This window comes from Halocola ammonii, from assembly GCF_049334165.1.
Lineage (GTDB): Bacteria > Bacteroidota > Bacteroidia > Flavobacteriales_D > Sanyastnellaceae > JBEGHD01.
This window is the reverse complement of record NZ_JBEGHD010000017.1, coordinates 40227-54655: the sequence shown is the minus strand read 5'-3', so window position 1 is coordinate 54655 and position 14429 is coordinate 40227. Positions and strand designations below refer to the sequence as shown.

General features: G+C 44.0%; 6 protein-coding genes and 1 tRNA gene. 5 read left to right on the top strand and 2 right to left on the bottom strand.

What is annotated here, in order from left to right; genetic code table 11:
* Window positions 1-10: 10 nt before the first annotated feature.
* Window positions 11-2533 (bottom strand): LamG-like jellyroll fold domain-containing protein, encoded by a 2523-nt coding sequence (locus ABHV44_RS14985; protein ID WP_459075527.1) that lies wholly within the window; start codon window positions 2531-2533, stop codon window positions 11-13.
* A 1197-nt stretch (window positions 2534-3730) separates the two neighbouring features.
* Here ABHV44_RS14985 and ABHV44_RS14980 point away from each other — a divergent pair.
* The 4 genes from ABHV44_RS14980 to ABHV44_RS14965 all read left to right on the top strand — a co-directional run bounded on the left by ABHV44_RS14980 (window position 3731) and on the right by ABHV44_RS14965 (window position 13462).
* Window positions 3731-4870 (top strand): tetratricopeptide repeat protein, encoded by a 1140-nt coding sequence (locus ABHV44_RS14980; RefSeq protein ID WP_459075526.1) that lies wholly within the window; start codon window positions 3731-3733, stop codon window positions 4868-4870.
* Between the two features lie 363 nt (window positions 4871-5233).
* Window positions 5234-8350 (top strand): T9SS type A sorting domain-containing protein, encoded by a 3117-nt coding sequence (locus ABHV44_RS14975; protein ID WP_459075525.1) that lies wholly within the window; start codon window positions 5234-5236, stop codon window positions 8348-8350.
* A gap of 82 nt (window positions 8351-8432) precedes the next feature.
* The gene (locus ABHV44_RS14970) at window positions 8433-10433 is read left to right on the top strand and encodes a T9SS type B sorting domain-containing protein (RefSeq protein ID WP_459075524.1); all 2001 of its coding nucleotides are present in this window, start codon (window positions 8433-8435) and stop codon (window positions 10431-10433) included.
* Between the two features lie 26 nt (window positions 10434-10459).
* Entirely contained in the window at window positions 10460-13462 is a 3003-nt protein-coding gene (locus ABHV44_RS14965) for a PKD domain-containing protein (protein ID WP_459075523.1), read from the top strand.
* Window positions 13463-13472: 10 nt separating this feature from the next.
* On the opposite strand, the gene ABHV44_RS14960 is transcribed toward ABHV44_RS14965, so the two are convergent.
* Entirely contained in the window at window positions 13473-13931 is a 459-nt protein-coding gene (locus ABHV44_RS14960; protein WP_459075522.1) for an ankyrin repeat domain-containing protein, read from the bottom strand.
* Between the two features lie 376 nt (window positions 13932-14307).
* Here ABHV44_RS14960 and ABHV44_RS14955 point away from each other — a divergent pair.
* Window positions 14308-14384, top strand: a tRNA-Asp gene (locus ABHV44_RS14955).
* Window positions 14385-14429: the final 45 nt, after the last annotated feature.

Sequence of the window (14429 nt, the reverse complement as noted above, 5' to 3'; positions counted from 1 at the left end):
TCAAGTTTTCTTATTCGAGAATGAGTCGCTGGGTAAGTGTCCTTGACGCTGATCTTACCTGAACCACGTAGACTCCTGGAGCCATTCCGCCTATGTCGAGTTTGTGCTGACCTTGTTTTGGTAAACTTACAGAGTCCACTTGCTTTACAAGAGCACCAAGCTGGTTGTAGATTTCGATCGAACCGTTTGAAACACTCTCTTCCACTTCAATATAGAATTGACCAGTTGATGGATTCGGATAAAGATTCAGACCTTGATTTATACTTTCTGAGTTTTCATCAATATTTGTCGAAATAGGTGCCTGCCCCAGAGAAATGAGGTAAGATGAAACGATCAGATGCGGATTGAAGCCATCGTCACAATTTGGACATGTTGACCCCGAAACACAATCGGGATTGTTTGGATGACAGAAATCCACGTAATCTTCGTCAAAGATATATTCGAGGTCAATTTCTCCCTGACCAACAAAACTGGTCATGTCGTAGTCGAAAAACTGTGCAATCGTACCCGGACACCACCCAGCTCTATTGAAGTACCAGGTTCCTGCCTGTGGACTGCAATTGTCAGGGTTAGGATCGCAATCATTCCAGTTATTTTGTTCAAATGTCTCCTCGCCATCAACCCAAATGTGGTGAGTATTCTCATTAAACTCAGCGGCATTGCTCGTGTTGTTTTCACCCCAGCCGTGACCTGAAGAAACGAGCTTCATTTTAGCCGCGCTTGTATTTTCTGGAAAGTAAAAAGTAATATCTTCTGTTGGCTGAAGATTTGCCATATCCCCAAACTGATATGTTTGGTACCAAAGTTTTTTGACCTGAGAGTATGGGTATTCAGGAACTCCAGCTTGATAATCGAGTTCAAGAGTATATAAAAAACCATTATCGAAAGTCCCGAGGTTTACTCTAAACCTGGTTTTTCCGCTGAGCAGCGAAGCAAAATCTGTTAGATCAATCTGATGACTGCACGCCACACCATAAGGAGTCATATAGCGAATAATCTCGAACCACTCACCATTCTTGCCTTGCACTTCGACAGACGAAACTCGATCCCAGGGATCACAGCCACCATCGGGGCAATCGATGTACAAGGTGCCAATTATCTGGTCGTAAGCTCCGATATGGCTCGGCAGGTCAGATTCTACAGTTACTGAAGAAATATCGGCATTAACCCAAACTTCATCAGTGGCCAGGGTCGTCACGTCCGATGTTTCAGAAACAATGTTGATTGTTTGCATTTCTTGCTGACCATTTCCAAAGTTATTGTTTGCAAGGATCGAAATATCAAACTCACCGTATTCTTCGGGCGTCCACCAACCTGTAAAAAAGCCGTTTTCCCAATCTTCGAGTTCAACAGATTGGCCGTCAATCATAACCTCGACCGACTCAACAGAAAACAAATCTTCATATCCAATGGAAGTTCTGACAGCAACCTTCAAAGGCATTAGCTCAGGAACATGAACATCTCCAGCAAGCGGGTGGAGCAACTCCACCTCTGCCAATACTTCCTCAGGGTCAAGAACCTCAAAGCTCACAACAACATCTGTTGCCGGATCATAAATATCGTTTCCGTCCTGGCTCGCCTGAATGGTAACTTCACCAGGCTCGCCTGTCAGGGTAACAGTGTTGCCGTCAATCGTTGCAGGACCAGAAACAATCTCGAATGAAATTGGAAGGCCGGATGTGGCTGTTGCCGAGAGTTCAAAAGGATCATCGTTAATCAACTTATTTCCGATTAGATCGAAATTGATCACCTGAAACCCATCTTCCAGTTCTCCACCAAAATTCGATGTCTCTCCGTTGAGGGCCATGTTTTGAAAGAAGGCATTTCTTTCACCTGTTCCAACTTCAGAAATGAGCTCATCAATGGCCTGGTTATTTCCACCTGGAACACCCTGATTAAACTTATAGTAAGTGATCAATCCTTCTTCATCACCTTCCAACTCATTGGCAATCATGTCTTCAACTTCAGCTTGAGAAAGGGCTTTGTTCCAAAGAGAAACCTCGTCCGCTCGGCCTTTAAAAACAAAGTTGAGACCTGATTGAAGAGTCTTCCCAATTGTAAAAGGACGATCATCAGAATCAAAAGTACCTGAAGCCGCGCTTGTTCCGATAGACACTCCATCCACAAACAACTCAAGTTCATTCTCATTAAAAACCCAAACTAAATGCTGCCAAACTCCAGCTTCGATTGTTCCTGCCGGAGCAACAAACTCGTGTAAACCAGTGCTTGTCATCACCCGACACTCAACTGTTCCGTTGTTCAATTGGATCAAATACATCTGGCCATCACCAGTTCCTCCTCCACGAATACTCATCATGCCCTGGCCATAAATCAATTCTTCAGTGTAAAACCAACCGGCCATCGAGATCGTATTGGAGCCACTCAAATAGGAAGAAGCATTTGGAAACTCAACATAGTCGTCCTGACCATCGAAGTGGAGGTAGATATTACTCTGAGCAGAACTTGAGCCCGGTATAAAGAAAACCGACAACAAGAATAAGCTTGTAAAAACTTTGAAGTAGAGAGTATTCATTCGGTAAAAAGTTTGATTAAAAGAATTATTAAAAAAGCGTTACATGAGAAGGGCTCAAGATAGCATCAGTTCTGACACCACGAGAATTCAACAACACTCAACTGGTCCCTACCTATTAAAAACACCCTACACAACACCTACTCTCGATTGATATAAAACATTGTTTTTGAGTAGTTAAGACTATTTTACAGTATTTAACTTACTAAGACCAATCGGCAAAGTCCTTCCATCATCTGGATCGAAGACATCAGAAGCATTTTTATGCATTAGTTTTATTCCTCCTCAACTCCAGGTTTACTGGCATAAATGCATACCTCAATTCGCATTGCATTCGCGCCTTCCAAACATTTGAGATCCCAACATTAACACTCTGTTTAATGATTCAGAACTTATCATTATGTTGATCAGAAAACCAAATCAGAAAGAGAGGTCGATAAAATAAATCAACTCCAAACCCATTGATTCACAAAAGTTTTATTCTTATCCAGTGGCAATTAGAGAGAACCAAATATGGCATCGTTCACGAAACACTCACCAGAAACTTAAAGAGGGTCACAAAAAATATAGCTTTCCAACAGTATCTGAGAGATTAGATTGAACTCTTATTGAATGATCCTCCGAACACATTATTTCTCAACACGCTGTTTATGTGTTACTTAAGACGTTTTTCACACTGAAAGACCAGTATTATTGAGAGTTTTTTCACAAAATCTCCTGATGAAAACTTCCTATCTTTGCTAGAGAGTTCAACAAGTATTAAAAGGTTAAATCGCCTTTCCATTTGCCCTTGAACACCGCACAATTGCGGACAAGGGTAACAGGGGAGTGTTCTCTTTTTATAAATTTTGCCAGTTAGTTTTAAGTCAATGTTTTAAGCTAGAGTTGGATAAATCACAAAGTCATCTATTTGAGCAAATGCCTTTTAAGCTGATCTTAATTACATTTTTCACAGTTTTGCTATTCAGCGGTCCGAATACCTATTCGCAATCACTCAACAAAAAGCAACTTGAAGAAAAAATATCTGAGAATGGTCGGCTTTTCCAAAAAAATCTTGACGAGGCCAATAGCAATATTGATTTCCTTTTGAATGAGGCTCGATTGCTGGAAGATTCAATGTCACAGTTAATTCTGCTGGATCGAAGGTGCAGGTATTATTATCAAAAAAATAAGACCGATAGCCTTATCCAGACTTCTAAGGTGCTTCTCAAAAATGCTCAAGAACTCAAGAACACTTACACCACCGTGATGGCCAACATCTATCTTGCTGAGGCTTATTCGGTTAACAACTGGCACGACAAGGCTCTTGCGCGATTAGACGTGGCGTTGGAAACCCTGGAAAACGAAAAGGATGAAAGTACAAGAACTATCTTAACTCGAGCTAATGTACTGACCAGCTTTGCAGATGTTTACCTAAAAAAGGATGAACCACGAAAAGCGGTTGAAAAGCTACAGCAAGTAATTAAAAGTTATGATGCACTGGAAGACCCGGAGTCTGTCAGACAATATCAATATCTCAACTACTCAAACATCGCAATTGCATATCTATCTTTTAATCTGGACTTTGCTGAATACTATGCCCTGGAATCAATTGCGTTGATGCCAGACAATGTTAATAACGATGACCGTGTAACGATGATGAATTACTTTACGCTTGGTAAAGTAAATCTGGAGAGGCAAAACCATCAAAAGGCATTGGACTACTTTCATAATGCTCTGGACCTACACGAGCAAAGTGGAGGAGAACTCAGAATCAAGGAGATATACTCAGGTTTGGTATCACTTTACGATACTTTGGGCAAGAAAGACAGTGCGATAGTTTACAAAAACAAACTCCAGGAATATGAGATATCGATCTTACAAAGCAAGTACAATTCTTTGAGAGAAGTGATGGAAGTTGAGCAAGAAAAAAAGAAGGAAAGTAACTCGAGCTCAAATCTATGGTGGATTCTCACTTCAATTGTCGGTTTGGTGATAGTCGTAGTTATCATCTTCTTTGGATATAAGAGAAGAGAAAACCAAAACCTCTCTGAGGATAAACAATGGCAATCTCAGTATAAATCCCTGATTGATCTAGCGAAAAACAATGATCCCGCGTTCATTCCAACTTTTGAAAAAGTCTACCCGGATTTTTCAAAAAAATTGTTGGATATAAATCCTGGCCTCTCAAATTCTGAGATTGAGTTTTGCGCGCTTTTGAAGCTTAATATTTCAACAAAAAACATTGCTAAGTGGACTTTCATTGAGGTGCGAACTGTACAGAATAAAAAGTACAGGATCAGAAAAAGGCTTAATATCCCTACAAATCATGACCTCTACAATTGGTTTAAGTCAGTCTAAATAAAACCAACCAAACACCTATAAATCAACACCTTAATCACTTGCCGAGTATCTGTTGTGTAGGTCTTTCTACCTTACAGAGGCACCAGTTGTGTACTTTAAATAGTATTTCTCCTGTGATGTCTTGCTAAATTGACCTTAGATCAGCTCTCAATCACGAAGCAAATGAGAAATACCAAGGACATGCTGTCCCCCTTTACCATTTTATTACCTCTCGGAAATCTATCAATCGAGGAGGCCTTGTTAGCTCCAACTGTTTCGGAAAGCCAACTAACTAACCTTCAAGCAGATAATTAAATCATTAATAATTATGCAACTTCTCAATACCAAAGTGAACCTTTATATCAAACAAAATCTAATCTCATGACTAAACATCTACTTGCCAGAACCTTAAGACTTCTGAGCCTTGCTTTAATCTTTGGTTTCGGCAGCTCAGTTGCAAACGCACAACTCGATTTAACCATCGGAGATGGCAACGGCTCAACAAGCTTTGCTCCTATCTATTCTTACTACGGTTACACATATTCTCAATCGATCGTACTTCAGGAGGCCATTGAAGATGCTGGAGGTGAAGGAGGAATCATTTCCAGTATCCGCTTTTATTACCAAAGTGGCAATACCAATAACAGTACGGCCAATTGGTCGATACTGCTGGGTAACACGAATAAAAACTCATTCTCGGGAAATAGCGACTGGGAGGATTATAGCAACCTCACTCAGGTCTACTCTGGATCGGTGACAGTGCCGGCCTCCGAAGGATGGATGGAGATTATTCTCGATACTCCTTTTGCCTATACGGGTGGAAACCTGCTTGTGGCAACCGATGAAAACACACCTGGTTTCAGTTCTTTTCCAGCTGCGAGCTGGGGTTTCAACCAAACGGGAACTGCCCAATCCATCTATTACTACAGCGATGGTACCAATCCCAACCCACAATCACCTCCAAATTCAGGAGGTTTCGGCAGCGGAACTCTAAACGGATACAATTACATGCAAATGGTAGTGACTCCATTCGAAGAGTGCTCTGGAACACTAGATGTTGGGGCTGCTATATTGTCTTCACTTGAAAACGATACGCTTTGCGAAGGCGCTGCTGAAAATTTGAGTATTTCTTTGGAAAACAGCTACGTGACTTTCTCTGGAATTGATTATCAATGGCAGCAAAACATTGGTGATGGCTGGGAAGACATTGAAGGTGAGACCAATAGCAACCTGAACATCACTTCTCCCAATGAAACAACTCAATACAGAGCCACAGTAACGTGCACTGCTTCTAGCGAAACAGACATTTCTGATCCTGTGGAAATTACTATCGCACCTCTTCCCGTGGTTGCAATTACACCAGGATCTTATGCGATTTGCACGGACGGTGAGGCGATACTCACTGCAACGGGAGCAGACTCTTACGTTTGGTCTCCTGACGTGGAGCTCAGCGGCACAACTGGCGCCAGCGTCACCACTACTGCCACAGAACAAAGAAACTATTCAGTAGTGGGCACTGATGCAAACGGATGCACAAACACAGCTTCGGCTTCTGTTATTCCAGTGCAGGATGTCACCATATCGACCATCACCAATCCAACTGCACTTTGCGAGTCTGGCGAACTGGTGATCATGGATGTTGACAACACTCCTGAAGGTGTTTCGGGCGGAGGCAACTGGGAGTTTCAGTGGCTCGATGCCGACACTAATGTAGTGCAAGCATGGAGTGCGATTTCTCAATATGCATTTACTCCCGCTGAAGATGGTAACTACAATTACTACGTTCAAATGCAAAGCTCTACTTGCCCTGAAGACACAATCTTCTCTTATGGAAATTCAAATATTCAGGTTGGTTTTGGTGCCGAGGCAAACACAGTTGATGTGAACTGCAACACACCACAGGGAAGCATCATTTTGAGCGACATTTTCGGCCAGCTGGGTGAAGAAATTTTCTACTCAAATGATTTCACATCATCTTTTGATGCTGACACCACTGTAGAAGCTTTTGACAACACTCAAATAAGTGATGGCAGGCTTGTTCTCACTGAATCGCTAGCCGGTGTGCGCGGGAGCTTCTCGATTTATCCAGAAGCTAATGACATCTATTGGTCGCATGCAGCTTACTCTGTCTCTTTTGACATGACAGCAGACCAACCACTCAACAACTTCGGTACAGGCGGAGGTGATGGGCTTTCCTACAGCTTCGGTGATGACGCTCAAGAAACTGGGGGAAACAACCCAGGCCACGGAAGAGGTAGCAAACTACGCGTAATCTTTGATTCGGCTGACAACTCAGGTTCTAATGGAAACTCAAGAGGTGTTTACCTCACTTATGGATACACCGGTACTGCGCAAATGGGACCGAATTCTCAAGGAGTACTCGGATACAACACAAACATGTCGTGGAAAACTGCAACTGACGTACCGGTCGAGATCAACGTTTCAGCGGATGGAAAAGTGACGGTTATTCTCGGTGGCACCATCCTGTTTAACAACGTGCAGCTTCCTCCAGAATATTTAGAAGCTGATCAATCTACCTGGGTGCACACTTTTGGCGCACACACCGGTGGAGATGCTCTTCGCCACGCTATCGACAACCTTGAAATAAGCTACAAAGGAATCGATTTCGGAATTACTGAAGACGAACAAATGCCAACAGAATGGCAGGGAGAAAGCACATTCGCTAATCTCGAACCTGGCACCTATAATGTGTGGATGGCAAATGCTTCGGACAGTGAATGCAGCAGCATGATCGGCACGTATGAAATCAATGACATCAACCCTGTGGTTGAACTCGGTGAAGAAATCAACATCTGCGAAGGAGAAACGACTACGCTTGACGCAGGAAATGAAGGCAGCACTTACCTCTGGAGTGATGACAGCATGGAGCAAACCCTGGAGGTTTCTACTACTGGAAGCTACTGGGTGATGGTGACCGACACTGCAGGCTGCACTGATATTGATGCCATCTCTATCAATGTTGCCCAGCCTTCATCTGTCGATGGAATTACTGTTGTGAACGATGGCCTCGATGCGATTATCACTGCACAAAACCCTCAAAACGTTGATACCTACGAGTGGGACTTTGGCGATGGAACAACTCTGACGAGCAACTCTGCCACAGAGCTTCACACCTACCCCGATTTTGGTGAGTACACCGTTTCGGTTACAGTGAGTAGTGCCGTAAGTTGCGAGGACGCCACTGCTTCCGAAGTGGTGGATATTGCCACCAGCATTACTGAGATATCCGCCAGCGATGCGGGACTTTCCATTTACCCGAACCCTGCACAAAACAATTTCACAATTGGCAATGAAGAAGGCCTCACCGTTGAACGAGTTGAAATTTATGACATCTCAGGAAAGTTGGTACTGAGAATTCAGGATCATTTTAATGCTGACATACAGCTGAGAAACCTGAATCTTGAAGGTGGACTTTATTTCATCAAAGTTCACTCGCCAGCTGGTGTATTCGAATTGAAATTGATTAATAGACAATAACCTGCACATTTTATGTTGGCTGGCTGAGAGTTCTCAGTCAGCCAGCTTTTTTTAACTGAAAAACCTTCAAACTTAATTGTCCATGACGAAGCGGTATCTTTTGAATGTATTTGCGATAGCTCTCTTATCAGGCATTTTTAGCCTTAAAGGATTCAGCCAGGATTGTGAGTACGAGTTTTCCCTTGGAAATGACACTGTATTAAACTGTGGATCAAGCATTACTCTTACTGCACCTGAAGGATTTGAATATGACTGGAGCACCAACTCAAGCAACCAGTCGATTACAGTTAGTCAGCCTGGAGTTTACAGTGTAAACCTAATTGAGCAGGAATCATCTGAAGTTCAGAATGGAGACTTTTCTGATGGGTACTCTGGATTCACCAGTTCTTACATCGTTGGAACAGGTGGTACTTTTGGCCTGCTCTCGAGTGAAGGCACTTACGCCATCGCAGCAAATGCGGACGAAACACACGACAACTTTGTAGACTGTTTTGATCACACAAGTGGAGACGCCACAGGCTCTATGATGGTGGTCAACGGTGCGTCTACAGCAGGGCAAGAAATCTGGTCACAGACGGTCACAGTGACTCCCAATTCAACTTATATTTTTTCGGTTTGGGGAATGTCTGTTGTAGGCAGCAACCCTGGCCAACTCAATTTTTCTATCAACGGAAACCAAATTGGAGAAACTTTTGAACTGCCAGCTGTAACTTGTGAATGGAGCCAGTTCTACGTAACCTGGGAATCTGGTCCAAATACAGATGCCGACATTTCAATCGTTAACCAAAACATCTCCCCTTCCGGAAATGACTTCGCCATTGACGATATTAGCTTTGCTCCTGTTTGCATCTACACTGATTCGATAGAAGTTTCACAGCCGCCAATTCCACAATTGACAGTGTCTGAAAATCAAACGATTTGTGCTGGAGATTCTGTAATACTTACAGCAAGCTCGAGCGTGCCGGGAAGCACTTTTCTTTGGCAACCAGGTGCAATTCAGGGATCAGAAATTACGGTTTCGCCAGAATCGAACAATCTCTACTCCGTGATTGCCACTTCTCCTCAAAACTGCAACTCTGCACAGGGAAGTGTGATTGTGAGTGTTGAAGATAGTCCTGAGCTGATGTTAACTGGAAATGACACCATCTGCCCCGGAGAATCGACAACGTTCAATGTCGAATCTGACTTTGCAAACATGAGCTACACCTGGTCTCCGGGAGATCTGGAAGGAGATGAAGTTACACTCTCTCCGGAATCGACTACAACATACACGGTTTTTGGAGAGTCTGGTTCCGGCTGTAATGCTGAAATGGACTTTACGGTGGTTGTTCAAACGCCACCTTCCGTCTCCATCGATGGAAGCAATTCTATTTGCGAAGGTGATGATGCTTTGCTGATTGCAAGTTCCACAACTCCGAATGTAGATTTCGAATGGAGCAACAGTGAAACAACGGATCAAATAGTGGTTTCACCCTCATCGAGCACGGAGTATTCCGTAACTGCATTTGACGGGTTTTGTACCAGCGAGCCGGCAACTTTCTCTGTCGATGTCAATCCGGTTCCAGAGTTGTACGCCCCTTCAGACACGCTCATTTGCCCGGGAAGTTCTGCTTCGCTGAGTGCTCAGTCTGATCAGTCAGGCGCTACTTTCGGCTGGTCTCCGGGAAATCTTACAGGATCTTCTGTGGTAGTGTCTCCGGCTGATGCTACTATTTACACTGTCGTTGCAGCAGTTGGCAACTGTGTTTCAGAACCGCAAAGCTTCTTAATCGACTTCATCCCTTCATGCAATTGCGTCTTTGAAATGCCCAACATTTTCACTCCTAATGATGACAACTACAACAATGAATTCACGAGGATTGGAGGACAGGATTGTCTGTTCACTGAGTACGACCTCAGAATTTTTAATCGCTGGGGTAAAGAGGTATGGAGTACTTCTAATCCGACTGCGGCCTGGGACGGAAAAAGAAAAGATAATGATATGCCCGAAGGTGTTTACTACTGGACGGTAAAATATTCCTTCATCGGAGGAGACAACTCTTCAGAAAAAAGCATGAGCGGTTATATCACTCTTGTTCGATAACCTAATTCAAAAAAGCTTCAAGCTAAATGTTTAGACTTCAATCTGTCGTTAATTTATTTATTCCACTCTTTGATCGCTTCGAGATGCCAACACTTTCCATTTTGCGGATGCTGTTTCTCTTATCCTGCATGTCATTGTCAATTTCCGGGATTTCACAAAGCGGTTGCAATGACAACTTTACTATCGGTAACGACACTTTGATCGACTGCAACTCAAGCGTAACCTTGAATGCCACACCCGGAATGGACAGTTATCTCTGGAGCAACAATCAAAACGGAAGCTCAATAAATGTTTCTTCGCCTGGTCAGTATAGCTGCACGGCAACAGTCGTATCCGGGACGAACGTGGTTGTAAATGGTGATTTTTCAAATGGAATCTCGGGATTTGATTCCGATTACGATGAGGGTATGGGTGGAGCCTATGGTCCTCTATCTCTCGAAGGCACCTATACAGTCGCACCCAACACACAAGACACGCATAATGATTTTGTTTTTTGCTATGATCACACCACAGGAGATGCCACAGGAAACCTTCTTGGCGTGAATGGTGCCAACACCCCGGGTCAGCAAGTTTGGTCGCAGACCGTAACCGTACAACCAAACACCGATTACATGTTCTCTGTGTGGGCAATGTCTGCGGTTTCTGACAACCCTGGGGAATTGAATTTTTCGGTCAATGGAAATCAAGTCGGGAGTAACCTGAACCTGCCCTTTAGCACCTGCAACTGGCAGAACTTCTTTGTGATCTGGAACTCTGGAGCGAGCACAACTGCCGACATCGCCATTGAAAACCTCAACACACTTCAGGCAGGTAACGATTTCGCGCTAGACGACATTTCTTTCGTTCCGGTTTGTAGCTACACTGACACAGTTACAGTTACCACTCCACCCGATCCGGATTTGGCCAGTATTCCCGATGTAACAATCTGCCAGGGCGAGTCAGTAACACTTCAGGCTGTTTCTGCAGACAGCAGTAGCTCTGATTTCATTTGGCAACCCGGAAATCAAAGTGGTACCTCAATTACTGTGAGCCCGCAGTTTACCACTCAATACACTGTTACGGTGACTTCTCAGACCACTGGATGTCAATCACAAGAACAAGTGTTAGTAACACCCACCATTACTCCAAACGGAACAATTCTCTCCAACGACACTTACTGCGAGAATGGGAATTCTACAAACTTCATTGCCATAACTCCTGGTGGTGAATGGTTTGGGAATGGAATAACTGATTCAACCGTAGGAACTTTCGACCCAGGTGTGGCCGGCAGTGGCACACACACCATCAGCTATGTTGTGGGCACAACCTGTCAGGATTCCACGACTCTGGATGTGACGGTAGAACCTGCACTAGACCCAACTATCGATCCAGTGGACACGCTTTGTGTAAACGAAACACCTTTCGACCTATCCGCAGCAGATACTGGTGGACAATGGAGCGGACCGGGAATTACCGATCCTAACGTAGGAACATTCGATCCTCAAATAGCAGGTCCAGGGACTTCAACAATTTCTTATGAAATCACCGGACAATGCAGTGCAGATGATGAAATCGACATTGTCATTCTATCTCCACCAGACCCGACCATCGATCCTATTAGTGATGTGTGCGAATCCTTCGCAAACGAAATTTTTACAGCTGCAGAAACAGGAGGCGTGTGGTCGGGACCTGGAATAGTGGATGCACAGACCGGTGAATTTTCTCCGGCACAGGCCGGCCCCGGTGATCACACCATCACCTATGAATTCAATGACATTTGTATAACCTCTGATACAGAAGTGGTATCGGTATTCGAAGATCAGGATGCGACCATCTCTGCGATGGACTCCATTTGTATTGACGCTGCCCCAGTGCAATTAACGGCAGTTGATCCTGGCGGACAATGGAGCGGCAATGGAATTACAAACTCTTCAGATGGGACATTCGATCCTTCCACTGCGGGCGCAGGATCCTGGAACATCACCTACACCATTAGTGGATTGTGCGGAGATCAAGACAACGTGGACATAGTTGTGGTGGATCCAGCTTCTCCAATCACTCCTGTGAATCCGGTTTGTATAGATGCAGCCAACCTAATGCTCAACACTGTAAACGCTGGTGGAGAGTGGTCGGGGCCGGGAATTACAGATGATGAAACTGGCGAATTCTCTCCTTCATTGGCCGGAGCCGGAACCCACACCATCGAATACGCATTTGAAAATAGTTTTGGCTGCAATAGCCTGCAAAGCATTCAGATCACTGTGAACTCACTTCCAACTGTGGAGTTTACTCCAAATCAAATGGAGGGCTGTCAGCCTCTCACTATCCAATTTCAGAATGATGGCGACAGTGGCCTTTGTGAGTGGGATTTTGGCGATGGTCAAACAGAGATTGATTGCGGAACTGTTTCACATACTTACACTGCCAGCGGAGTGTATACGCCTTCTCTGACTGTTGTGGACAACAACAACTGCTCAAACATGGTGGAGTACGATGATTTGATAACGGTGTTTGAAAAACCACAAGCTCACTTTAGCTTTTCTCCTGACAACCCATCTACTCTTAACGGGGAGGTCGAGTTCACAGATGAATCAATAGGCGATGTAACAGAGTACGAATGGGAGTTTTCGAATGGAGATGTTCTCACTAATCAAAATCCGATCTACACGTTCGAAGTTCCGGGAAGTCAGCTCATCAACCTGTACATCACAGATAGCAACGGATGTAGAGATACCGTTTCACACGCCATTTTTGTCGATGAGGAATTTCACGTCTACATCCCAAACACTATTACTCTCAACTGGGACGGTCTTAACGATGTGCTCATTCCCGTTTTTAGTGGTGTTTCGAAACAAGATTTTGAGTTCCGGATTTTTGACCGATGGGGCAAGATGATTTACGAATCTTACGACCTTGAAAATACTGTTTGGCTAGGTGGCGTGGAAGATTACATGGTGACTCCTGGAGTTTACAACTGGACCCTGAAAGTGACAACCACCGCCTCAAAAAGGGTTGTAACCCAAAAAGGGCATATCACAGTCATTCGCTAATGACCCAAATCTAGCTCAGAATTTTTACGATCGCATTGTTTCCTTTTGCCTTGGCATGATCCAAAGCCGTTTTCCCATTGCTGTCTTTAGCCGACTTGTCAGCACCAAGTTCGAGTAAGAGTTTCACTGTTTCGATCTGGCCAAACATGGCTGCGAAGATCAGCGGAGTGTCGCCATTGGAACTCTTAGCATTAACATCCGCACCATGTTTGAGCAGAAGCTTTGCTGCGTTCAAATCACCTTTAAAACTCACTCCCATCAATGCAGTATTGCCCGCCATGTCTCTGGCTTCTACGTCTGCTCCCTTTTCCAGCAAAAGCTTAGTCACTTCGTATTGATTACTGTAGCTAGCGAGGATGAGCGGAGGAAACCCTTTGTCGTCTTTAGCTTCCAGCAAATCAGGATTCTGCTCTAGCTGTTTTTCTACCTCCCCGAGGTCGCCCTGGCGAATTGCATCGTAAAAGTTCATAGTCTTGGATTAGATTTCTCGTACAAACTACAATTGAATTTATAGCTCAATTTAGCAAAACCCAGTGAGACCGGGATTTGTTCTGGTTATTCATTGATTAAAACTTAAGCGCAATTTTTAATCAGGCATAGCTAAAGAACCGAAAACTTAAAGACGAATGGATTACAAATGACCTTAAAGGCAATCACCATACCCGCATTGGTGAAATTAATAACTCAGCGAGACTAGCTTCTGAAGTTTGATTCTCAACCCGTTCTAAATGAATCAAAAAATACATTGAAAAAAATCGAAAAAAGATTTGTGTAAAAATTGATTTCACATATCTTTGCCACCGCTTTGACAGACGGAGAGCCGTCAAGAAAAAAGCAACAGTCTTGGTCCGGTAGTTCAGTTGGTTAGAATACCTGCCTGTCACGCAGGGGGTCGCGAGTTCGAGTCTCGTCCGGACCGCCAACAAAAGAAGAAGCCTCAGAGAAATCTGAGGCTTTTTTTATGTGT

Excerpts from the sequence above, each read along its gene's own strand:
- ABHV44_RS14975 (WP_459075525.1), top strand. The coding sequence starts at position 5,234 with ATGACTAAACATCTACTTGCCAGAACCTTAAGACTTCTGAGCCTTGCT.
- ABHV44_RS14960 (WP_459075522.1), bottom strand. The coding sequence starts at position 13,931 with ATGAACTTTTACGATGCAATTCGCCAGGGCGACCTCGGGGAGGTAGAA.
- ABHV44_RS14965 (WP_459075523.1), top strand. The coding sequence starts at position 10,460 with ATGTTTAGACTTCAATCTGTCGTTAATTTATTTATTCCACTCTTTGAT.
- ABHV44_RS14985 (WP_459075527.1), bottom strand. The coding sequence starts at position 2,533 with ATGAATACTCTCTACTTCAAAGTTTTTACAAGCTTATTCTTGTTGTCG.
- ABHV44_RS14970 (WP_459075524.1), top strand. The coding sequence starts at position 8,433 with ATGACGAAGCGGTATCTTTTGAATGTATTTGCGATAGCTCTCTTATCA.